The 23,598-nt window shown below is 50.3% G+C and carries 22 protein-coding genes; 21 read left to right on the top strand and 1 reads right to left on the bottom strand.

What is annotated here, in order from left to right; translation table 11 throughout:
* Positions 1-517 precede the first annotated feature (517 nt).
* The 7 genes from KBS54_07210 to KBS54_07180 all read left to right on the top strand — a co-directional run bounded on the left by KBS54_07210 (position 518) and on the right by KBS54_07180 (position 5,282).
* Entirely contained in the window at positions 518-1,507 is a 990-nt protein-coding gene (locus KBS54_07210; protein MBQ0055910.1) for a D-2-hydroxyacid dehydrogenase, read from the top strand.
* A 46-nt stretch (positions 1,508-1,553) separates the two neighbouring features.
* Positions 1,554-1,883, top strand: coding sequence for a heat-shock protein Hsp90 (locus KBS54_07205; GenBank protein MBQ0055909.1), 330 nt, complete (start codon positions 1,554-1,556; stop codon positions 1,881-1,883).
* 2 nt (positions 1,884-1,885) lie between these two features.
* Complete coding sequence (locus KBS54_07200; GenBank protein MBQ0055908.1) at positions 1,886-2,176, top strand: hypothetical protein; 291 nt, start codon at positions 1,886-1,888, stop codon at positions 2,174-2,176.
* Positions 2,177-2,310: 134 nt separating this feature from the next.
* Positions 2,311-3,375 carry a Fic family protein gene (locus tag KBS54_07195; protein MBQ0055907.1) on the top strand — a complete coding sequence of 355 codons (1,065 nt, stop codon included), beginning with the start codon at positions 2,311-2,313 and terminating at the stop codon, positions 3,373-3,375.
* A gap of 160 nt (positions 3,376-3,535) precedes the next feature.
* Positions 3,536-4,033 (top strand): GNAT family N-acetyltransferase, encoded by a 498-nt coding sequence (locus KBS54_07190; protein MBQ0055906.1) that lies wholly within the window; start codon positions 3,536-3,538, stop codon positions 4,031-4,033.
* Positions 4,030-4,728 carry a queuosine precursor transporter gene (locus tag KBS54_07185; GenBank protein ID MBQ0055905.1) on the top strand — a complete coding sequence of 233 codons (699 nt, stop codon included), beginning with the start codon at positions 4,030-4,032 and terminating at the stop codon, positions 4,726-4,728. The genes KBS54_07190 and KBS54_07185 overlap by 4 nt, the downstream gene beginning before the upstream one ends.
* Entirely contained in the window at positions 4,725-5,282 is a 558-nt protein-coding gene (locus KBS54_07180; protein ID MBQ0055904.1) for an NAD(P)H-dependent oxidoreductase, read from the top strand. The genes KBS54_07185 and KBS54_07180 overlap by 4 nt, the downstream gene beginning before the upstream one ends.
* Positions 5,283-5,342: 60 nt before the next feature.
* Here the strand turns inward: KBS54_07180 and KBS54_07175 are convergent, their stop codons facing one another.
* A complete protein-coding gene (locus KBS54_07175; protein MBQ0055903.1) occupies positions 5,343-5,984 on the bottom strand; it encodes a hypothetical protein in 642 nt (213 codons plus the stop codon).
* Positions 5,985-6,082: 98 nt separating this feature from the next.
* Here KBS54_07175 and KBS54_07170 point away from each other — a divergent pair, with 98 nt between their 5' ends.
* The 14 genes from KBS54_07170 to dnaB all read left to right on the top strand — a co-directional run bounded on the left by KBS54_07170 (position 6,083) and on the right by dnaB (position 23,580).
* Positions 6,083-6,661, top strand: a complete 579-nt coding sequence (locus tag KBS54_07170; protein MBQ0055902.1) for an HDIG domain-containing protein — start codon at positions 6,083-6,085, stop codon at positions 6,659-6,661.
* A 15-nt stretch (positions 6,662-6,676) separates the two neighbouring features.
* Positions 6,677-7,741: a tRNA 2-thiouridine(34) synthase MnmA gene (gene mnmA / locus KBS54_07165; protein ID MBQ0055901.1), complete on the top strand. Its 1,065-nt coding sequence runs from the start codon at positions 6,677-6,679 to the stop codon at positions 7,739-7,741.
* Positions 7,742-7,991: 250 nt separating this feature from the next.
* A complete protein-coding gene (locus KBS54_07160; GenBank protein ID MBQ0055900.1) occupies positions 7,992-8,348 on the top strand; it encodes a hypothetical protein in 357 nt (118 codons plus the stop codon).
* Between the two features lie 66 nt (positions 8,349-8,414).
* A complete protein-coding gene (locus KBS54_07155) occupies positions 8,415-12,638 on the top strand; it encodes a 2-hydroxyacyl-CoA dehydratase (GenBank protein MBQ0055899.1) in 4,224 nt (1,407 codons plus the stop codon).
* Positions 12,639-12,827: 189 nt separating this feature from the next.
* Complete coding sequence (secA, locus tag KBS54_07150; GenBank protein ID MBQ0055898.1) at positions 12,828-15,512, top strand: preprotein translocase subunit SecA; 2,685 nt, start codon at positions 12,828-12,830, stop codon at positions 15,510-15,512.
* A gap of 24 nt (positions 15,513-15,536) precedes the next feature.
* Positions 15,537-17,402 (top strand): hypothetical protein, encoded by a 1,866-nt coding sequence (locus KBS54_07145; protein MBQ0055897.1) that lies wholly within the window; start codon positions 15,537-15,539, stop codon positions 17,400-17,402.
* 32 nt (positions 17,403-17,434) lie between these two features.
* Positions 17,435-19,108: an arginine--tRNA ligase gene (locus tag KBS54_07140; GenBank protein MBQ0055896.1), complete on the top strand. Its 1,674-nt coding sequence runs from the start codon at positions 17,435-17,437 to the stop codon at positions 19,106-19,108.
* Positions 19,109-19,114: 6 nt separating this feature from the next.
* Positions 19,115-19,408, top strand: coding sequence for a septum formation initiator family protein (locus KBS54_07135; protein MBQ0055895.1), 294 nt, complete (start codon positions 19,115-19,117; stop codon positions 19,406-19,408).
* A 137-nt stretch (positions 19,409-19,545) separates the two neighbouring features.
* Positions 19,546-19,830, top strand: a complete 285-nt coding sequence (gene rpsF / locus KBS54_07130; protein ID MBQ0055894.1) for a 30S ribosomal protein S6 — start codon at positions 19,546-19,548, stop codon at positions 19,828-19,830.
* Between the two features lie 2 nt (positions 19,831-19,832).
* Entirely contained in the window at positions 19,833-20,369 is a 537-nt protein-coding gene (locus tag KBS54_07125) for a single-stranded DNA-binding protein (protein MBQ0055893.1), read from the top strand.
* A gap of 22 nt (positions 20,370-20,391) precedes the next feature.
* Positions 20,392-20,646, top strand: coding sequence for a 30S ribosomal protein S18 (locus KBS54_07120; GenBank protein ID MBQ0055892.1), 255 nt, complete (start codon positions 20,392-20,394; stop codon positions 20,644-20,646).
* 162 nt (positions 20,647-20,808) lie between these two features.
* Complete coding sequence (locus KBS54_07115; GenBank protein ID MBQ0055891.1) at positions 20,809-21,792, top strand: DUF2232 domain-containing protein; 984 nt, start codon at positions 20,809-20,811, stop codon at positions 21,790-21,792.
* The gene (rplI, locus tag KBS54_07110) at positions 21,776-22,222 is read left to right on the top strand and encodes a 50S ribosomal protein L9 (GenBank protein MBQ0055890.1); all 447 of its coding nucleotides are present in this window, start codon (positions 21,776-21,778) and stop codon (positions 22,220-22,222) included. The genes KBS54_07115 and rplI overlap by 17 nt, the downstream gene beginning before the upstream one ends.
* 2 nt (positions 22,223-22,224) lie before the next feature.
* Positions 22,225-23,580, top strand: coding sequence for a replicative DNA helicase (gene dnaB, locus KBS54_07105; protein ID MBQ0055889.1), 1,356 nt, complete (start codon positions 22,225-22,227; stop codon positions 23,578-23,580).
* Positions 23,581-23,598 lie beyond the last annotated feature (18 nt).

Raw genomic sequence — 23,598 nt, 5'->3', positions numbered from 1 at the left:
AACGTTTCAAAACCACCGAGCCGGAACAGGATTAAAAACAACAATTCTGTTCCCCGTCACTCTCTGCACTGTAATGTTCACAGAATAAGAAATTTGTAACAGGGGCAGAAATGAAAAAGAAATAAAAAATTTCTGGAAAGTTTTTGAAAAGTTTTGTGTTTTTAAGGTGTAACAGGCGGTATTGTCTGAATGGCTGAAACGCGCGGATGTCTGCAAATGCTTAATTTATGAATTTTGCTTGTTTTGTCTGCTGTGTATAATGAATAACCCGTGGGGTACCCCTCAGGTTAAGCGCCCCTTAACAGGGAAGTCTTATTCGGGGTAAAAAAGATAAAAAGAGCAGTATAGGGTGCGAAAATTTTTTTGCGCCGGTGTTCTGTTTCCCAAAAATGAAAAAATTTCAAATTTGGGAAATAACTCTATTTCCCAAAAACAAAAAAATTTGATATTTGGGAAACAGGCGGTGCTATAATGTTGCTGTACAGTTGACAGAGTATGATTCAGCATCACGCTTTAAATGAAGGACGTGAATGACGGTATGAAGAAGATTCTTGTTGCCCCGCCGCTTGACGGGGAAAGGCTTCGGCTTTTTGCGGAGCGCGTTAAGGAAAAGTGCGCCGGTTTTGATTGTGAATTTATGATGAATACGCAGGGCGGCGTGACTGTGGAAGAGATTGCGGAGGCAAACGCGATTATAGGCACGGTGTCACCCAAGAAGCTTGCCGCCGCCAAGAAGCTTGAACTGCTGCAGCTCACCTCGGCGGGAGCCGATGCCCATTCGGCGCCGGGAGTTGTTGACGAAAGCGTGCTGCTTTGCAACTGTGCAGGCGCCTACGGAACTTCCGTTTCAGAGTGGATGCTTGCCGTGACTTTTTCTCTTATCCGCCATCTCGACGGCTATATGAAAAATCAGGCGGCAAAGAAGTGGGAATCGCTTGGCAGAGTAATTTCAATAGAGGATTCCACTGTTCTGGTGCTCGGGCTCGGCGACATCGGGGGGCGTTACGCAAGGGCGGTTAAAGCCATGGGCGCGCACGTTATCGGCATTCGCAGAACAGAGAAGGCAAAGCCGGAGTATCTGGACGAGCAGTACACGATTGAGAGCCTTCTCTCGGTTGTCGGCCGCGCAGACATAATAGCCATGGTGCTTCCGGGCGGCAGGCAGACGGAGCATCTTTTTGACGAAAAGCTGTTTGGTCTCTGCAAAAACGGAGCCTATATCATCAATGCCGGACGCGGAAACGCAATAGACCCGGCAGCATTGAAGAACGCTCTGAAAAGCGGCAGGATAGCAGGCGCGGGGCTTGACGTTACAGAACCTGAGCCTCTGCCTGCGGACGACGAGCTTTGGACAATGGACAACGTTGTAATCACCCCGCACATTGCAGGCTGGTTCTTCCTTGAAAAGACCTTTGACAACGTTGCCGAAATTGCTTCAAACAACATTGCTCACTGGCTTAAGGGCGAGCCCGCTGACCACGTTGTCAACAGAAAAACAGGATATTAGGCTGATGCTTTAATTGAGGCAAAAAAATTTGACGGAGGGAACGAAAATGAAGGAACTCGTAACTGAACTTGTCAATGCGCCGAGCTGCTGCGCGGAGTTGAAAGCGCTTGCACAGCAGTGGCTTGCCGATGAAGGTACGGAATGCGAAGCCGAAACGACGGCAAAGCTGATTGCCGAGCTGAAAGAAGACGTACTGCCGGTGGACGAAGTAATTGCTTTCTTCAATTCGCCGCAGGCGGCTGAAATTTTCGGCGAAGAACAGCAGAAGATTTATCAGAAACACATGGCAGAGCTTAAAGCAGCCGGCGGACAGTACTGTGACTGCCCCGCATGCGCGGCTGGACTTAAAATTCTTGAGAAGTTCGGAGCCCTTTAAGCTTGGCAAAAAGCGCTGAAACGCTGTTTCTTGACAATCTGGAGCTTGTTTATGAAAATGACGCGCTGTGGCTTGAGTTTCGCAGGGCAATAGGCAGCTGCATGGAAACGCGCCTGTGGGACGAACGGCTGTTCAGGCGGCTTGAACGCGAAAGGCTGCGTCTTGTTTCCGCAATAAAAAGCGGCGAAGTTGTTCTGCCGCAGAAATTGTACAGGCTGATGGCGGAAAAGCTGAAAGAAACGCCGGTTCCGAATGAAAGCCGCGTTAGGAAAACAAAAAACTTTGAACAATAAACATAATCTGTATGACAAACAGAAGGTAGCAGAAGGCAAAAAAGGCAAAAATGCCTTCTGTTTTTTCGGCATAGCAAGACAAATCGATGCTGATATGAGATAATACAGACATGAAAAATCAGAGGACATTAGCTATGGCAAACAAAAACTGGCAGGTCGAACTTGAAGGCTACATTAAACAAGGCGAACCGGAAAAAACAGAAAAATGCGCAGCATGGCAAACCGCAATAGGGCTTCAGGCTGTAGACGGACTTGAGCCGTCAGAATACCTCATCAGAACAGCCAAAGAGCATATTGAGGGAAAAATAGATATGGCGGCGGTAAAGCAGCGCATCAAAAGTTACTATGAAGAAATCTCAAAACACAGAGTTTTCGAATCAGACAACAGGGAAGCAGATGTTGTATCGACAAGAATAACCGAACTGCTTAGCGAGAAAACATTCCAATTTTCACCTGTAGAGTGGAAAATAATACACAACCGTCTTTTTGACGGCATACTTGGTAATGCAGGGAAATACAGAGACTGCAACATTACGAAAAAAGAATGGATTCTCAACGGAGACACTGTACTGTATGCCTCGTTTGAAAGTATAAAAAACACGGTCGAGTACGATTTTGAACAGGAAAAAAAATATTCGTACGAAAATTTGACAGTTCAAGATATGATTAAACATATAGCAAAATTTACGGCGGACATTTGGCAGATACACCCATTCATTGAAGGCAATACAAGAGCGACGGCAGTGTTTATTATCAAATATCTCAATACATTTGGTTTTGCCATCAGCAACGATGCTTTTGAAAAAAATTCATTGTACTTTAGGAATGCGCTTGTACGGGCAAACTATAACAACTTCAGTAAAGGAATATACGCAAAGACTGATTACCTCGAGAGATTTTTTGAAAATCTGCTTATCGGTACACAACACCAGCTTAGAAACAGAAATCTGCATATAGATGTCCCAAAAGTTCAAAATGTCCAAAATGATACTTTGAAAAATGGTACTTTGAAATTGACACCAAAAGAACTTGCTGTATATAATGCGGTAACAGCCAATCCTGAGGCGACGCAGAAAGAAATAGCGGAACTCACCAAAGTATCATTAATTACAGTAAAACGCATTACGGTTGTGCTGCAGGAAAAGAGGTTAATCAAAAGAATTAACGGCAAACGCAACGGCAGGTGGGAAATTGTCTGAAATGTAAGAGTGTTGTTGACGGCATAGAACCTATCATAAATGTAATTGAAAGAACGTGCTGAATAAACTGCCCGGCGCATTTGCACAAATACCGGTGTAAATTCGTCTGCGCGGGCGTTTGTTGATTACGATGCGGCCGTTTTTTATTCGGGGTGTGAAAATGGAAATAAGATATGCAGAAATTTCGGATCTTGACGCCGTTTCGGCGGTTGAAGCGGAATGTTTTCCGCCTGAGGAAGCCGCAACGCTCGAAAGTTTTAAGCAGAGGCTTAAATATTATCCTAATCATTTCTGGCTGCTTTTTGACGGCGAAAAGCTTGTTTCTTTTGTTGACGGCATGGTGACTGACAGAAGCGAGCTGACCGATGACCTGTACGAAGATGCTTCGCTGCACGATGAAAAAGGCGCGTGGCAGATGCTTTTCGGCGTTAATACTATTCCCGCATACCGCAGAAAAGGCTGTGCGGCAATGCTGCTGCGCCGCGCGGTCGAAGACGCGAAGGCGCAGGGCAGGAAAGGTCTTGTGCTTACCTGCAAGGACAGGCTGCTGCACTATTACGAAAAATTCGGTTTTGTCAGCGAAGGCATTTCGGAATCCGTGCACGGCGGCGCAGTCTGGTACAAAATGAGACTGACCTTTGACGGGGCTGCAAAATGACGAACGAAATTTTGCTTGTTTCAACAATACCGGTATTGTTTGCGCTTGTTCTGCTCTGCTTCAGATTTCTCGGCAAACAGGGACTTTACATGTGGATGTCGGCGGCGACAGTTCTTGCCAACATTGAGGTTCTGCTGCTTGTCCGCGCTTTCGGAATTGACATGACGCTCGGCAACGTGCTGTTTGCTTCCACCTTTCTCGTTACGGACATTCTGAGCGAGCTGTACGGTAAGCAGGAGGCACAGAAAGCGGTTCTGCTCGGCGTGCTGTCGGCTGCGATTTTCTTTGCGGTTTCCTTCTCGTGGAGATTTTATGAAACGCTGCCCGGCTGCGGAGCGGAGGAATTCCGCGCCGTGTTCTCGCGGACGCCGAGAGTTATCGCGGCAAGTCTTGCAGTTTATGCCGTTGTGCAGTTTTTCGACGTCTGGTGCTACCATCTCTGGTGGAATTTTACGACAAAGCTGTGCGGAACACGCAGACGTTTCCTGTGGCTTCGCAACAATTTTTCAACTATGGCAGCGCAGCTGCTTAACTCCGTGCTGTTCACACTCGGAGCTTTTTACGGTGTCTACGGCGGGAGAACGCTTGTTCAGATAATTGTTTCCTCCTTCGCGTTCTTCTGCGCAACAAGTCTTGCCGATACGCCGTTTCTCTACCTTGCAAGAAAAATTTACGAAAGAGGCGGTACCGAATGAAAATACTTTTTATAGACAGCTGCGTGCGCGGAGAGCTTTCCGCCACAAGACGCTATGCAGAAGCGTGGCTTGAAAAATACAAAAAAGAGTCTGACGAAATTGAAATTCTGCGGCTTGCGGAAGAGAACCTGACTCCGCACAGCGCCGCACGCCTTGAAAAACGTGACGCGCTGCTGGACGCGGGGAAAACGGACGATGCCATGTTCCGTTATGCCCGGCAGTTCAAAGAGGCGGATGAAATCGTAATAGCGGCGCCCTACTGGGATTTGTCCTTCCCCGCGCTGCTTAGAATCTATTTTGAAAACGTGTCCGTCTGCGGCATAACTTTCCGCTATGAAGGGGCGGAAAGCGTAGGCTGCTGTGCGGCAAAAACCGCCAGATATTTTTCAACCTGCGGCGGCTTTACAAACGGCAGACATCTCGGTGCCGAATACGCGCGGGCATTGTGCAAAATGTTCGGCATAGATGAGTTTGAGGAATATACGGTTGAAGGAATGGACATTGACACTTCGCAGAGGGAAACGCTGCTCACGGAAGCGATTGCGAAGCTGTAGCTTTAACAGGCCAAAACAAAAATCAGCCGTGAGGCTGATTTTTTAATGTTTTTATACTTTCTACCAAAATCTCCGGTCGTTTTTCGGAATAACGGTGACAATTCCGCCTGCGCCCTTGCCCTGTGTCCACCAGTGAGCGAGGTCAAAATATTTCACGTTGCCGTTGTCGAGGAAAGTAACGCGCGCAAAGCCAGCGTTGTCGCAGTCAATTCCGATAACCGTCACCCAGTGCCACGTGTCAAGGTCGGGGCAGGACGTGTTTTCAAGATTCAGGAATGCGGCGGGAACGTCATTGTCCATTGCTTCAAAAAGCATTCTGAAAGCCTCTGAAATATGCGGTCTGTCGGACGGATTTTCAGAAATTTCCATTGATTTTACGTCAACGTGGTAATGTCTCAGGCTGGCGTAATTCTTTATGCGCGTCGCAAGCATTCTTGCTTCGGGGATGCCGTGTCGTGTCGGAGTGACGATGCCCCACATTCTTTCAAGGAAAATTCTGAAGAAACGGAAAGCCATGGGAGGTTTTTCCGGCTCCTTTTTCCTGTCGATATAATAGAAAATGTTTGCGGCGGTTGCGGGTCCGCAGCCTGAACGCTGCTTAACAGGCCCGAAGAACCATTTCTGGTCTGCGCCGTAGCTTGTCTCGCCCTTGTCGGTTGTGAGTTTGAGCAGTTCGAGGCTGGAAATCTGTTTTTTCTCCATAGTCATCACATCCCTGTGGGACAATTATATAACAAAACTTCGAAAAAAACGCTTATAATTGTTCAAGCGACAAAATTCAACATACGGAGGCTTTTGCTGTGAACGGTTCAATTACGAAGGAACAGGCATGGGAAACGGTAAGAAAGTACAATAAGGACAAATTCCATCTTCAGCACGCGCTGACGGTCGGCAAGGTAATGAAACAGTTTGCCCTGGAAGTGGGCGAAGACGCGGAATACTGGGAAATAATCGGTATGCTCCACGACGTCGATTTCGAGCTCTATCCGGAGCAGCACTGTCAGAAAGCGCCTGAAATGCTGCGCGAAGCAGGCGCGGACGACGGCGTGATACATGCGGTGTGCAGCCACGGATACGGACTTTGCAGCGATGTGAAGCCTGAACTGCTTATGGAAAAAATTCTCTTTGCAACGGACGAGCTTACAGGCCTGATAGGCGCCGCCGCCCTTATGCGCCCGTCAAAATCGGTGCAGGACATGGAGCTGAAAAGTCTCAAAAAGAAATTCAAAGACAAATCGTTTGCGGCAGGCTGTTCGCGCGACGTAATACGCCAGGGCGCCGAAATGCTCGGCTGGGAGCTTGATGAACTGCTTTCAAAAACACTTGAAGCCATGAGAGCGTGCGAAACTGAACTTAACGAAGAAATCGCAAAGCTTTAGACGGCTGAAACCGGCATGACGGAAAAAGACGGAAAAGTCCTTGTTGCAATGTCCGGCGGAGTTGACAGCTCCGCCGCCGCCCTGCTGCTCAAACGGCAGGGCTTCGAGGTTGAAGGCGCTGTAATGAGGCTTTTGGACGACAGCCTTTCCGAAAGCGCAGCGTCCGATATTTCAGATGCCGAAACCGTTGCAAAAAGGCTCGGCATCCCGTTTCACGTCTTTGACTGCCGTGCTGAATTCAGGCGGGAAGTAATCCAAAATTTCATCAGCGTATATAAAAACGGCGCGACGCCGAACCCTTGCATTGTGTGCAACCGGAAATTGAAATTCGGCTTGTTCCTTGACCGTGCGCTTGACCGCGGTTTTGATTTTATCGCCACGGGGCACTACGCGGTCACAGGCTTTGAGAACGGAAGATACACGCTTTCCAAAGGCACGGACAAAAGCAAAGACCAGAGCTACGTGCTTTACGGCATGACTCAGAAGCAGCTTGCGCACACGCTCTTTCCTCTCGGAAAGCTGACAAAGACGGAAGTCCGTGCGCTTGCGGAGGCAAGCGGACTGCTTAACGCGCGGAAAAGCGAAAGCCAGGACATCTGCTTTGTTCCTGACGGAAAATATGCGGAGTTTATAGAAAAAAAAACGGGAGAGAAAAATCTCCCCGGCAATTTTGTTGACGCAAATGGTAAAATTCTCGGCACCCACAAGGGAATGATAAACTACACGACAGGGCAGAGAAAACATCTCGGCATCAGCCTTCCTCCGGAAGCGGAAACGCTGTACGTGTGCGGGAAAAACGCAAAGACAAACACAGTGCTGCTCGGCACCGGAAAGCAGCTTGAAAGGAAAGAACTGACGGCAAAGGAATGCAATTTAATTGCATACGATACAATATCCGAGCCGCTGCGCTGCTGCGCGAAATTCCGTTACCGCCAGCCTGAACAGTTTGTAACGGTTGAGCAGACGGGAGAAGCTTCCCTGAAAATTACCTTTGACGCTCCGCAGCGCGGCATTGCCCCCGGGCAGTCGGTTGTTCTTTACGACGGGGAACGCGTCCTCGGCGGAGGAATAATAGAATAGGAAAAAGTCCGCTTAACACATTTACTTTTGCTTGGCAGCACTTGAAAAGGCTTTACTCTTGTTTTACATTACTTTCAATCTTCTCAAGTGGAAGCTCCTGAAAGTGAAAGGTTCTGTAAGTGACAGCTTTGAAAGGGAATGCCTTTCAAATAACGGAGTCTTTAACGGTATTAGTAATTTTACCTGTACAGACTGCGTGTTTGTATGTTATCCTTATGACCTGAAACGAGTTGACTGGAGGTGGCGCGCGGTGAAAAACAGAGCGGTTTTTGGAAACAGGAGCTGTCTTGCTTTCTGTGTGCTTGCCGTTTTTGTACTGCTTCACTGTCTGTCGTCTTTCTGTCTTGTTTCGGCGTCTGTCCCCGGAGTGCTTTCCTCCGGAGAAAACGGAGTTTTGTCTGCGGTCTGCAGCACCGCTTCGGCTTCCGGCATTATTAAACGCGCCAGTTCGGCGCACAAACTTCTCGCACTGCTCAAAAACAGTTCCGCCGCGTCTGCTTTCCGCACAGCGCCGGAGCTTTCCTGCGGACGCGCGGCAGAGTCGCCCGCGTCTGACATTCCAAATTCTCTTTCCGAAAAAACCGGCAGCGTAATACTCAGACTTTAAACCCCCTCTTTTCCGCTGCAGGGTGTATTGTGCCCTGCAATTTAAACGTGAAAAGGAGGAGTATCCATGCGCGTACTTCACGCAGGTCTGGACGTAGGCTCCACAACGGTTAAAGCCGTTGTTCTTGACGATGACAACAATCTGCTTTTCAGCCGTTACGCCAGACATTTTTCAGACGTAAAAACAACTGTAAAACAACTCACGGCAGAGCTTGCACGGGAATTTCCCGACTGCACGTTCACCCTCTGCACGACGGGCTCAGGCGCCCTTGACCTGAGCGAAGGAATGGGAGCTGCCTTTGTGCAGGAACAGATTGCATGCTCATGCAGCATAAAAACCTTTCTCAAAAACGTTGACGCAAGCATTGAACTTGGCGGAGAAGACGCCAAACTTACTTTTTTTGACACTTCCGGAGCAGACCAGCGCATGAACGAAACCTGCGCAGGCGGCACCGGAGCTTTTCTTGACCAGATGGCTGCGCTGCTCGGCGTTGAGCTTGAGGAACTGAACAGACTTGCCGCAGACAGCACCACAATTTATCCGATAGCCTCGCGCTGTGGGGTTTTTGCGAAAACGGACGTGCAGGCGCTTATGAACGACGGCGCTTCGCGCTCCGACACGGCGGCATCTGTTTTTCAGGCGATAGTAAACCAGACGATAAGCGGTCTGGCGTGCGGCCGGAGAATTTGCGGAAGGACGGCGTTTCTGGGAGGCCCCCTGTATTTTCTTCCCGAACTCAGAAAGCGTTTTGCCGAGACGCTGAAACTGTCCGAAGATCAGTGCATAGTGCCTGACAATCCGCATCTCTTCGTAGCGGCGGGGGCTGCCCTTGTTTCAAAAAAGGAACAGCCCCTGCCCGCCGCTGAAATTCTGTCGCGCGCCGAAAAATATTTCCTGTCGCGAAGTGGAAGTAAAACTGCCTCTCTGCCTCCGCTTTTTGAAAACGGTGCAGAGTACGAAAAATTTATTGAAAGACATTCGAGCGGACGCGTAAACCGCGCTGAGCTTTCACGCTATTCCGGACGCTGTTACCTCGGAATAGACGCGGGTTCCACGACCGTAAAAGCCGTGCTTGCCGGCGAAAACGGTGAACTTCTCTTTTCCCGCTACGTTTTTGGCGCCGGAAAACCTGTTGCCTCCGTCCGTGCAATTCTTTCAGAGCTTTACGGGGAGCTGCCTGAAACGGCGCAGATTGCATACAGCGCGGTTACAGGCTACGGCGAAAATCTGATACGCGCAGCCTTCGGAGCCGACACAGGCGAAGTTGAAACGGTTGCCCACAGCCGCGCGGCGTGCGAATTTCTGCCGGACGTTGATTTTCTTATTGACATAGGCGGGCAGGACATGAAATGCCTCACCATAAAAGACGGAGCGATAGACAAAGTATTTCTCAACGAAGCCTGTTCCTCAGGCTGCGGCTCGTTTCTGCAGACCTTTGCCGAATCGCTGAAAATGAATGCGGAGGAATTTGCAGAAGAAGCGCTGAAATCAAAAGCCCCCGTTGATTTGGGCTCCCGCTGTACGGTATTTATGAATTCGCGCGTCCGTCAGGCGCAGAAAGACGGTGCGGATGTGTGCGACATATCGGCAGGGCTTGTCTATTCAATAGTCAAAAACGCGCTGTACAAGGTGCTGAAAATCCGAAGCAGCGACGAACTTGGCAAAAAAATCGTCGTGCAGGGCGGAACCTTCAAAAACAACGCACTGCTCCGCGCCTTTGAACTGCTTTCGGGGCGCGAAGCCGTGCGTCCTGACATCCCCGAGCTTATGGGCGCGTACGGCGCCGCGCTGCTTGCGAAAGACCGCTGCGGAGAAAACAAAAGCAGTCTTATCGGCAGAGAGGCTTTGGAAAAATTTTCCGCAGAGGCGCACACCTTCAGATGCGGAGGCTGCGGAAACAACTGTCTGCTGACGCGCACGGAATTCAGCGACGGAAGGCGTTTTGTCAGCGGAAACCGCTGTTCGGCAGGCGCGGGCGAAACGAAGAAAAAACAGCTGCCGCCGAACGTGTACGAACAGAAATACGCCAGACTTTTTGATTATTACAAGCCGCTTGACGAAGAAAAAGCGGAGCACGGCAGAATAGGAATACCCCGCGTGCTTAACATGTATGAAGATTATCCTTTCTGGTTCACCTTCTTTACGGAGCTTGGCTTCCGCGTGGAGCTCTCTCCCGAACGGCCGGACAAAAATTTGGGGATAGACACGATACCGTCGCAGACTGTTTGCTATCCGGCGAAGCTTGTGCACTGCCACATATCTGAACTGCTCGCGCGCGGCGTAAAACGCATCTTCTATCCGATACTCATGACGGAAAAAAAAGAATTCAAAGACGCGGACAAAAATTTCAACTGTCCCGTTGTAATCGGCTGTCCTGACGTTGCGTACCTCAATATAGACGGACTGCGCGAAGAAAGCGTCAGTTTCATGCGCCCTGCAGTGAACATAGAAAGCCGCGAACAGCTGATTGAAACAATGTGCGAATGTCTTGAAGAATTTGAAATCACGCGCAGACGGATAACGCAGGCGGCAGACCTTGCCATGCTTGAACAGAGAAAATTCAGGGAAGATGTCGCGCGTTTCGGCAGGGAAGCGGCAGATTACATGGCGGAACACGGCACAGCCGGAATAATTCTTGCAGGGCACCCGTACCATCTCGACCCCGAAATCAACCACGGCATACCGCGGCTTATAAACGAATACGGCGTAACCGTCTTTACCGAAGACTCCGTAACAGAACTTGGGGAGCTCGGCGAATCGGGCGAAGGAGTAATAGACCAGTGGGTATTCCACTCGCGGCTTTACCGGGCGGCAATGGCGGTTGTGCAGGACAAACGCTTCAAAAAAGCGGAGCTTGTGCAGATAGATTCCTTTGGCTGCGGACTGGATGCCATAAGCTCAGGGCAGACGCAGGAACTGCTTGAAAAACACGGCAGGCTCTACACTCTGCTCAAGGTTGACGAAGGAAACAACAACGGCGCAGTCAGAATACGCGTACGCTCGCTGCTTGCGGCGATAAACGCCGGCAGGCGCCCGTCTGCGGCAAAAACAGAAGGCAGCCCGTCGGCAGAGTGCCGGACAGAACACGAAAAACACGGAAAACAGAGAACGCTGCTCTGCCCGCCGATGTCCGAACATCAGTTCCAGTTTCTTGAGGCGGCATTTGCCGCCGGCGGCATAAGGCTTAAGGTGCTTCCGCAGGGAGGCAGGGAAGCGGCAGAAACAGGACTGCGCTACATAAACAACGATATGTGCTATCCGGCGGCGATAGTTGTGGGGCAATTCATAACCGCAATGCAAAGCGGCGAATACGACCCTGAAACGACAGACTGCCTCTACGCGCAGACAGGCGGAATCTGCCGTGCAAGCAACTACGTAAAGCTTCTGCGCCATGCGCTTGACGCGGCAGGCTACCCGCAGGTGCGTGTCGTAGCGCTCAACGCGCAGGAAGGCAGCGGCGTGCAGGGCTTGAAATTATCCCGAAAAATAATCTGGCGCATACTGCTCTCCGTACTCTACGGCGACCTTATGATGAGACTTCTACTGCGCACCCGTCCCTATGAAATATACAAAGGAGACGCGGAAAGGCTGTACGCGCGCTGGAAACGGCGCGTAAGCGAAGACGTCCGCAAAGGCGGCTGGCGGCTGTTCAAAAAAGAAATCAGGAAAATGATAGAAGAATTTTCCGCCCTGCCCGTAACGGAGGGCAAAAAACCGCGCATCGGCATTGTCGGCGAAATACTTGTCAAATACCACGCCGGAGCGAATGACAACCTTGTCGCGGCGATAGAAAAAGAAGGCGGTGAAGCATACGTGCCCGACCTCATAAACTTTGCTTTCTACTGCCTTATGGATCCCGTGTACAAAGGAATGAGGCTTGGCGGAAGCTGGCTGCCTGCAATACGCGGTTGGTTCGGCATAAAGCTTCTCAACCGCTTCCGCGCGCCGGTAAAAAAAGCGCTCAAAGGAACGCGCTTCGGCGAAATACACGACATTCACGAGCTTGCGGAAAAATCAAGCGGCATCGTCTCCTTCAGCAACCAGGCGGGAGAAGGCTGGCTGCTCACGGCAGAAATGGCTGCAATGCTTGAAAACGGCATAAAAAACATACTCTGCATACAGCCGTTTGCCTGTCTGCCCGACCACATAACGGGCAAAGGGGTAATCAAAGAGTTGAAACGGCTCTACGAAAACGCGAACATACTGGCGCTCGACTTTGACGCAAGCGTCAGCGACGCAAACAGGCTGAACAGGCTTAAGCTGCTCATGGCAAGCTCGTCTGCGGAATGACTTTAAATTTTTAACACCGGAGCATTCCGTTTTTTAATCTACTGACGGGGCACATGAGATATTTTTTGACCTCCGTGCCGCAAACATATATAATAGTACGGTCGACGGCTGAAGCCGGCGGCTGCTTTTGGTGTAGAAGACATATTCCTGCAGCCCGGCGCGGACTGCGGAAATTAAAGGAGAATATATATGGGTCTTGTTAAATCGTTTATCAAAAAAATAGGGCTTGATCCGAACGACAGGCTGATTGCAAGATACGAGAAGACTGTCGAGATTATTGATTCCTACGAGCCTGAAATTCAGAAGCTTTCTGACGAAGAACTTGCACAGTCTGCGGCGTTTTTCCGCGGCAGGCTTGAGCAGGGAGAAACGCTGGAAGACATTCTGCCTGAGGTTTTTGCGCGTGTGCGAGAGGTTTCTGTCCGTACTCTCGGTCTGAGACATTTCTCCGAGCAGTTGATGGGTGCTATGGCGCTGAACGAAGGCAGAATAGCGGAAATGAAGACGGGCGAAGGAAAGACGCTTGTCGCAACTCTTGCGGTCGTTCTCAACGCCATGACCGGCAAGGGCGTTCACGTTATCACAGTCAACGATTATCTTGCAGGACGCGACGCTGAGTGGATGAGCCCGATTTACAAAGGCATGGGGCTTACGGTAGGCGTCATTACCCCGCAGATGGAGGAAGAGGAGCGTTTCGCGGCTTACCGCTGTGACATAACCTACGGAACAAACAGCGAGTTCGGCTTTGACTATCTGCGCGACAATATGGCTGTCGCCGTTTCGCAGCAGGTTCAGCGCGGGCATGAGTTCTGCATCGTTGACGAGGTTGACTCTATCCTCATTGACGAAGCGCGCACGCCTCTTATCATTTCAGGTCCTTCCGAGGACGATACGGAGCCTTACCGCGTTGCCGACGCGGTTGCGAAGCAGTTGTCCGTGAACACCGATTTTGAAATTGACGAGAAGGAACGCAATCTTGCGCTTACGGAAGCCGGTATTGCAAGGGCTGAACAGCTGCTTGACATGCCGCAGCTTTTTACCGATTACGCGAATTCGGCGATGGCTCACAAAATCACTCAGGCACTGAAAGCGCATCATCTCTTCAAGCGCGATATTCATTACGTTGTCAAAGACGGCGAGATTATCATAGTTGACGAGTTCACAGGGCGTCTTATGGAAGGACGCCGCTATTCAGACGGCCTGCACCAGGCTATTGAAGCCAAGGAACGCGTACAGGTGGGCAGGGAGAGCCAGACGCTTGCCACCATTACGCTGCAAAATTATTTCCGCATGTACAGAAAGCTCGGAGGCATGACCGGTACCGCGCTTACGGAAGAAGAGGAATTTAAGGAAATTTACAATCTGCCCGTCGCGGTTATTCCGACGCACAAGCCGATGATACGCACGGACAACAACGACGCGATTTACCGCACGGAGCTTGAAAAATACAACGCTGCGGCTGACGAAGCGTGCGAAGCCCATGCCAAGGGTCAGCCTGTTCTTCTGGGCACCACGTCAATAGAACATTCAGAGCAGGTCAGCAAGCTGCTCCGCGCAAGAAAAATACCGCACAACGTGCTGAACGCCAAGGTGCATGACAAAGAAGCGCTTATTGTTGCGCAGGCTGGGCGTTTCGGGGCAGTCACGGTTGCGACGAATATGGCGGGGCGCGGAACAGACATCGTTTTGGGCGGCAATGCGGAATTTCTTGCGAAAGAGGAATTTGCGAAACGCGGGCTGACTTTGCCCGAAAATGCCGCCGAATATGCGGAAATTCTTGCCGACTTTAAGAAAATCTGCGCGGAAGAGCACGAAAAGGTGCTTGCAGCCGGCGGACTTCATATCATAGGTACTGAACGCCACGAGTCACGCCGCATAGACAATCAGTTGCGCGGACGCTCGGGGCGTCAGGGTGACCCAGGCGAGAGCCGTTTCTATATATCGCTTCAGGACGACCTTGTTCGTCTTTTTGGCGGTGAAAAGATTGACGGAATGCTGCAGACGCTGGGTCTTGAAGAGGGCGAGAGAATAGAGCATCCGCTGCTTTCGAGGGCTATTGAAAATGCCCAGAAAAAAGTGGAACAGATGCACTTTGAAATACGCAAACAGCTGCTTTCCTACGACAACGTTATGAATCAGCAGCGCGAAGCCGTCTACAAGGAGCGCGGCGAAATTCTGACAGACAAAAACATTGCCGGCAGAGTGCAGGGCATTCTGGAAGACACCGCCCAAGCCGTACTTGACAGGCTTTTTGCGGAAGAAGATGAGCAGCGCATGGATGTCAAGGCGGTTGCGATAGAGCTAAACAGACTGTTCTGGCCGGGAATTGCCGCGGGTCTTGAAGAGCTTGACGGAAATTACGAGGCGCTCCGCGAGGCGTCCGGCAGAATAGTGGAAGCCGTCAGCAGGCGTTTTGAAGATAAGAAAGAGGAACTGGGAGAGGAACAGTCTGCCGGCGTTTTCCGCTATATTCTTCTCACAACGCTTGACGCGAACTGGAAGGAACATCTGCTTGCCATGGACGAGCTGCGCCGCGGCATAGGTCTGCGTGCGATAGGGCAGAAGGATCCGCTGCTTGAATACCAGTTTGAGTCCTACAATCTGTTCAGACAGATGCTTGCCCAGGTGCGCGAAAGCGTGACGGAATTTGCGCTGAAGGTTTCCGTTGTCAATGAAGAAGAAGCAAACAGACGCAGAAGGTGGACGGAAAGCCACGACAAACTTGATTTGAAGGCAGCGGCAAGACGCGAAAATCCCGGCGTTCAGGCAACTGCGTCAAAAACAGGAACGATAGTCAACGCGAACAAAATAGGCAGAAACGACCCGTGTCCGTGCGGAAGCGGGAAAAAATACAAAAATTGCTGCGGCAGATAGGAAGGTACGGCTATGCGAAAAATTTTGAAAACTTTAAAAACTTTTGTTCTTGCTCTGGTTCTGACAGGAATTTTTGCAGCGGCGGGCTTTGCCTGGAATCCGTCGCAGGAGGTACTCCGGCTTAACAAAGAGGTGCCGTCTTTTGACACGTTAGGCAATCCTCCGGCGGTGGTATGGCTTAAAAATCAGGAAATGAAACTGAACGCCGACGGAACGACAAACACCTTCCGTTACCTGATTGTCAATTTCGGTGAAAGAATACCGGCAAGCTGGCGCGTGTACAGGGCTGTTGTCCCTGCGGACGGCAGCCTCAGCCTCGAACATGCCGGAATATACAATCCTATGACAGGCAGTTTGGATAAAAAGCTCAATTTCAAGACAGAAACACTTCCTGGGGGCATGCAGGTCGTTGAAGCGGAAATTACGGATGACGCGCGCGGAAGAGCAGTTGTCATTGTTGAAAACGAAAAACGGGTTAACCAGAAAGGCATAGACGCGACGGTTATGCTTGCCGGAAACCTGCCGGTATGGGAGCAGCGCATTGCAGTTCAGATGCCCAAGGATGACCCGCTGAAATGGTATGCCAACAAAATGAAAGACCCCGATATCATCAACGGCAAAAATGAAAAAATATATTTCTGGTCTCTTACAAACCAGCCTGCATGGCACGGCGAAGGCATAAGAATTTTCCAGCGTCCGTACATCAGCTTCAGTTCATCGTCAACGCTGCTTCCCGTGCTTGAAAACATGCAGAAAAAAGCGGAAGAATACGCGCGCGTTGAAAAACCGGCGGCGGCGCCTTCCGACGCAGGCAGGCTTATGCGCTGGCTTGAAGCTCCGGAAAGAAACGAAGCAAAACTGCCGAAAAATTTTCTGCGTCCGACAGAACGTCTGCCGAAAGAAGGTCCCTGGACGCCTGCGGAACGCACGCTTTTGCTGAACGGATGGATGAAAAATGACGGGGGAAGAAAAATCTGGTGGCAGTCGCCCACAACAATCGCCGCCTACAATCCCGTCGCGGAAGATTTTTGGAGCAGTCCTGTTATTGTCAGCGCCTCCGGCAAAAAGACGCTCTACTATCAGGCGGGTCAGGGCGTAGATTACGGCGACGTTTCTCCGTTCCTTGCAGGCACCGACATATACCGCCGTTCGGATAAAAAACCGGCAGCGGCAGACACGGACAACGCAAAACAGACAAAGAAAAAGAAAGCCAAAAAAGACGCGTCCGACGGAGTTGACACAAAGGAAGTCAAAGCGGGAAGCCCTTCCGACCACAAGCTTTCGCTTTCATGGTCGCTAAGGCTTACGGACGGCGGAGTTGCGGAAGGTACTCTGACTGCCAACATTGACGGTGCATGGGCGGGAATTTTCTCCGGCGGTGCAGTTCCCACAAAAGAAAACGCCGCGCAGCTGCTGAACCGTTGCATAAATTTCGCAATTCCGGGCATGGTTCTCACGGCAGCAGACGTTAAACCGCGCCCGTCCGGCTACAGGCTTGATTTTAAAGTGCGCTGCGCCCCCGGAATAGTTCAGGGCAAAAACATGCTGCTTAAGCTTCCGGGAGGCATTCCCGAAATTCTGGGACAGCTCTTGTACGATAATGACAGCATAACCTTCCGCTTCCCGTTCACGATCAGCCAAAGCGTCAGAATGTCCACGCCCAAAGGCTACAAATGTTTTACAAACGATTTCAGCAACGTGATAGGCACAAAAAAAACAGCCTACCTTGTTGAAAAAATACACAACAACTATGCGAGAAACACTCTTGAAGCGGACTGCGTGTGGATTGTAAAACGGCTGAAACAGGAAATGGACGACGCGCAGGTTCTGAAACAGCAGATAGGGGCGTTCCTCGGCTGGCCGAACCTTAACCTGCCGTTCAGGAAGTAATTAGATTTTTCATAAACGGGAGCGTGTTTTATTTGGATACGACAACTGAACTTAAAACCCTGCTTGAAAAAGCGCTTGAAAAAACAGCTTCGGAAAATGGTGCGGCACTGCCTGAAAATTTCGCGGTAAGGCTTGAACGTCCGCGTCAGGAAGGACACGGAGACTGGGCGACAAACGCTGCTATGCAGCTTGCAAAGCCGCTTGGCAAAAATCCGCGCGAGCTTGCGCAGCAGATTGTTGCAGCGCTTGGAGAAAGCACTCTGGTGGCTTCCGCGGAGGTTGCTGGACCCGGGTTTATAAACTTGCGGCTTTCGTCAGACTGGATTGCCGGCGCGGTAAAAACAATACTTGCCAAAGGGGAAAACTTCGGACACACAAACGACGGAAAAGGCGAAAAAGTTCAGTTGGAATTTGTAAGCGCGAATCCAACAGGACCTCTTCACATGGGACACGGCAGAGGAGCGGCAGTCGGCGACATAACCGCAAGACTGCTGAAATTTGCAGGTTACGACGTTACGCGCGAATACTACGTGAATGACGCAGGGCTTCAAATGGAACTGCTCGGTAAATCCGCCAGAGCGCGCTATTTTGAGGCGCTTGGCAGAGAAGCTGAAGCGCCCATGCCCGAAGACGGCTATCAGGGTGAATACCTTGCAGACATTGCAAAGCGTTACGTTGAAAAATACGGCGAATCTCTCGCTTTAAAGCCTGAAGAGGAACAGCAGGAATTCTTTACAAGCGAAACGGCAAAAATCGTGATCGAATCAATACGCAAAGACTTATCCGATTTTGGCGTAGATTTTGACGTATGGTTCTCCGAAAAATCGCTTTACACGGCGAATGCCGTTCCCGAAGCTTTGGAATCGCTTAAAAAAGCCGGTTACGCCTACGAGCAGGAACAGGCGGTATGGTTCAAATCAACGGCGTTTGACGACGACAAAGACAGGGTGCTTATCCGCGCGAACGGGGTGCCGACGTACTTTATGTCAGACGTTGCCTATCTCAAAAACAAATACGACAGAGGTTTTGAAAAACTGATATACGTGTGGGGCGCAGACCACCACGGCTACATTCCGCGCATACGTTCGGTGAACACGTCATTAGGCCATACGGATAAGCAGCTTGAAGTTCTGCTTATACAAATGGTTAATCTGCTCCGCGACGGCAAACCGGTGCAAATGTCAAAACGCGCCGGAACAATAGTTACCCTGCGCGAAATCATGGACGAAGTCGGACGCGACGCTACCCGCTTCTTCTTTGTCATGCGAAAAAGCGACAGCACGCTTGACTTTGACCTTGAGCTTGCCAAAAAGGCAAGCAGCGAAAACCCCGTCTTCTACGTGCAGTACGCCTACGCGAGAATATGCAGCATATACCGCGAACTTAAAGAACGCGGGGCAGAACTGCCTGACGTATCGGAATTTGACGCCGGAAAACTTTCTTCTGCCAATGAAATCAGGCTCGCGAAGGTTATCTCCCGCATGCCTGAGGAAATCAGCAAAGCCGCGGCGGAGCTTGCGCCGCACCGCATTGCCTACTATGCGCAGGAAATAGCGGAAAGCTTCCACGCGTTCTACAACAGTTCAAGAATACTCGGTGCAGAAGAAGACGTTATGAAAGCGCGTCTGCTGCTTGTCGAAGCAGCGAGAATTGTTTTGCGCAGCGTGCTTGAAATACTCGGAATCTCCGCGCCGGAGAAAATGTAACGGGCAATGAGAGCGCCGCGTCTGCGCTACGTTGTGCTTTTTGCGGTCAGCAGCTTTATAGTCGCTGTCATTGCGGCGACTTTTTCTACGGAAGTTTCCAAAATAAAAGTTCTCAACAATTCGCTGGACAAAAAAATGACCGAACTTGAGAAACTGGAAAGAACCAATCTGGAACTTAAGCGGAGGCTGGAAAACGCCAAAACAAGCACGGCAGTGGAGCGCGAGGCAAGAGACAAATACAATCTGCTTAAGCCCGGAGAAAAAATGTACAAAATAGAAATCAGGAAGCACGGGCAATAAAGCCGGCAAAATCCGGCTCTTCGTAAAAAACTGAAAAAAAGTGATTGCCAAAGGAGTTTTTTAGTGGTATATTACCCACTTGCAGTTCCCTGCTTCCCGTAAGGGAAGCCAGAGTCCAAAGGGAGGAGGTGAAAGACGTGCGATCATACGAAATGGTAACAATTCTCAAGGCTGACGTTGAAGACGTTAACGCCGTAACCGAAAGCCTTGCAGAGATCGTGCGCGGATTGGGTGCAGAGGAAGTAAAAACTGACCTCTGGGGCAAAAAGAAATTTGCTTACCTTATCGAAAAAGAATTCGAGGGTTACTACGTCCTGTTCACGTTCAAGCTTGATCCTGCACAGATTAAGGAAATGGAACGTCTCCTTAGCCTGAAAGATCAGGTCATACGCCACATGGTTGTCAACCTGGAGGAGAAATAATCATGACACGCGGATTTAACAAAGTAATGCTCATGGGCAATCTTGCAAGAGATCCCGACGTGCGTTACACTCCGAACAAACAGAAAGTTGCCCGTTTTACGATAGCAACCGGCAGACAGTGGAAAAACCGCACGACCGGCGAGCTCCAGGAACATACTGACTTTATCAGCTGCGTTGCCTGGGGAAACACGGCGGACATCATAGAGCGTTTTCTCCGCAAAGGTCGTCCTGTTTTTGTCGAAGGCCGCATAACGAGCCGTGATTTTGACGACCCAAAAACAGGTCAGCACCGCTGGGTGACGGAAGTGAACGTTGACAACGTCATACTGCTGGGTTCCCCGAACAGACAGGATTCTGCCGCGGATACAGGCTACGCTCAGCCGCAGCAGTATTCGGCGCCTGTTTCAGACGGCTTCGGCAGCAGCGACATGGGCAGCTTGAGAGAAGAGACAGGTTTTGACGACGAATTCCCGCTTGACTTCTCCGAAATCAAAAAAGACGGCGGAGAAGATTCGGGAGACGTCGACATACCTTTTTAGTAACCGGAAGAGGTGAAACATAATGGATAAGGACGCAAAAGACGGCGGCTTCAACCGCAAACACCGCAAACGCAGGCCAAAAATCTGTCATTTCTGCGCGGATAAAATTGAAAACATTGACTACAAAGAAGCTGACAAACTCAAACGCTACGTTACCGAACGCGGCAAAATAGTACCGCGCCGCGTAACAGGCACCTGCGCAAAACATCAGCGCCAGCTTACGAGAGCGATCAAACGCGCAAGAATTATTGCATTGCTTCCGTACACAGCGGATTAAAAAATTCATCATCAGAACACAAACGGCTTGGGAAATTTCCCAAGCCTTTTTTTGTCAAATTGCGCCGTTTAATGGTATACTTAACAGCAGAATAAGCACGCGTACGGGTGCAGTTTTTGTTGTGCTGACGCGCCGCTGCGGAAGTTAAAGGACGGTGCAGGGTTGAACAGGGAATATCGCGAATGGTTTTGTTACGTACTGCTGAGCGTTGTGCTCTTTATGGCGGAATTTTATTTTTCGCCTCTGTTCGGCGTACTGTTTTTAATTTCACCGCTTCCGTTTATGCTTCTGCAATACCGTTTCGGCACAAGATCGGCAATGTACGCGGCGCTGACAGCCGTTCTTTCCATATATCTGCCCGACGTTTTTGAGCACGGCATGGCAGGAGCAGTTTCGCAGGCTAACCTTGTTTCGGTTTTAATGTTTGTAACACTTTTCGTTTTTACAGGGATGCTGTTCGGCACTCTGGCAAGACTGCAGAAAAGCGCGGCAGGCTGGCTGCTGCAGGCAATAGCAGCGTCGCTGTCCGCCAAGATTTTCCTTATGGTTTCCCTGATTGCGTCAACGGGAATAAATCCGTTTGCAATAGACGAGGCAATAGCGACTTCCGTAGTTTCAGCCGCAGGCTCCGTTGCGAATATAGGCAGCGTGCAGGCGGTAAAGGATTACGTTCAGGAGCTTGCTGCAACGATGAAAATGTTGTTGCCGTCAATGCTGATTTTATACGCAGCCGCAGACAGTTTCTGCACCTACAAGGCTGCGGAAAAGCTGCTCAAACGAAAGGGCGAAACGCTTCCGGCTTTCATTCCGTTCGGAGAATGGCGCTTCCCGAAAGAGCTTTCAACAGCCGTTCTTGCCGCGCTGCTGCTGAAAGTGTCGGAATATTTCGCGCCGTCCTATGCGGTGACAATGGCTTCGGAAAATTTAATGATGGTACTTCGCGCTGTCTTTACGCTTGAAGGAATGTCCGTATTCTGGTATCTTGCCGGAAAAAACAGAATTTTCAAAGCGCTGAGGCTGTCGCTTTTGGTATTCAGCATACTATTTCTTGCGCTCTTCACGTACCCGTATTCTTTTGTCGGAATAGTGGATATCTGGTATGATCTGCGCAGGTTGGGAGGAAAGAAAAATGAAAGTAATTCTTAAGGAAGACGTCAAAAAAATCGGCAAAAAAGGCGAAATGCTTGAAGTCGCGGACGGCTACGGGAGAAATTTCCTGATAGCACGCGGTCTTGCGGAAGAAGCAACAGCCGGAAAAGTCCGCGAGCTTGCGGAGAAAAACAAAACCGCAAAGATCAAAGACGACAGGGCGCGCACGGCAGCTGAAGAGGCAAAGAAAAAATTCAGCGGCAAAATCGTTGTGCTCAAAGCCAAAGCAGGTGAAGGTGGAAAACTTTTCGGAAGCATCACAAGCGGCGACGTTGCGGAAGCGATTCTTGCCCAGTACGACGTAACGGTTGACAAAAAAGACGTTAAAGCCGAAGAAGCGGTAAAAATGCTCGGCGATTACAAGGCAAAAGCAAAGCTTTACAGCGGCATTGAAGCCGAATTTACGCTCAGAGTGGAGGGCGAATAGCTTTGGCACAGGTCATAGACAGGCAGCCCCCGTTTAATCTCGAAGCTGAGCGTGCAGTGCTCGGCGCATGTCTGCTTGACAAGGATGCTCTTGCGCTTGCGGTTGAAAAGCTGCACACGGAGGATTTCTATGACCCGCGTCATGCACAGGCGTTTGAACTGCTGCTTTCCCTTTTTGAAAAGGGAACCGCGGTTGACGCCGTAACTTTTTTGAACGAAATCCAAAGCAGGGGTGTTGAACAGAACGTAGGCGGACAGCCGTTTATCGCCGCAATTATGGACAGCGTTTCCACCTCCGCAAATACCGAATATTATGCGGACATAGTGCTTGAAAAAGCTGTTCTGCGGGGACTTATCACAGTCGGCACCGACATAACGAAGCTCGGCTACACTGAAAACATTGCCTCCGACGAGGCTCTTGAAAAAGCAGAGCAGAGCATTTACGAACTCGCGCGTACAGGCAGAACGACTACGATACGCGAAGCAAAAGACGTTGTAACCGACGCGTTCAGGGATATTGAAAGCAGGCTTGCAAACGGTACCTCGTTCACTGGCATAAGCACAGGCTTCCGCGATTTTGACAAAATCTCCGGAGGGCTTCAGCCCGGCTCGCTCTACATTCTTGCCGCACGCCCGTCAATGGGAAAAACAGCGCTTGCGCTGAACATCGGCGCGCATGTAGCGCTTGAAGAAAACATACCGGTTCTTATTTTCAGCCTTGAAATGTCGGCAGAGCAGGTGGCAAACAGAATGATAGCCGCCGAATCCAGGGTTAACCTGCGCCAGCTGCTTGACGTTAACTCAGCGAAGGGCAACGTTTCAATGAACTCTGCAGAATGGAAGCAGCTGGCAGACGCAGCAGGAAGGCTTGAAAAATGTCCGCTCTACATTGACGAAACAGCAGCTCTGTCCACAATAGAACTGCGCGCGAAATGCCGCCGTTTCTTTGCAAAACAGAAAACGGACAAGGGGCTTATAGTGCTTGACTATCTGCAGCTTATGGACGCGTCCAGACGCACCGACAACAGACAGCAGGACGTTTCCGAAATATCGCGCGCATTAAAGGCGATAGCGCGCGAATTCAAGGTTCCCGTGCTTGCTTTGTCACAGCTTTCGCGTGCTGTTGAAAGCAGGCAGGACAAACGCCCGATGCTTTCAGACCTGCGCGAATCCGGCGCAATCGAGCAGGACGCAGACATGGTTATGTTTATCTACCGCGAAGCCTATTACAAACAGGAAGCGGCAGACCAGAACGCAGAGCTTATAGTGGCAAAAAACAGAAACGGAGCAACAGGCAAAGTCGATTTTGTATTCTTCAACGAATACACGCGCTTTGAACCTATGATAAAGAGCTATTAGAGCAATTATGAATGAAGA

Source organism: Candidatus Equadaptatus faecalis (genome assembly GCA_018065065.1).
Taxonomy (GTDB): Bacteria; Synergistota; Synergistia; order Synergistales; family Synergistaceae; genus Equadaptatus; species Equadaptatus faecalis.
Note: the sequence above shows the minus strand (reverse complement) of the source record. Positions and strands in the feature narration are given on the sequence as shown.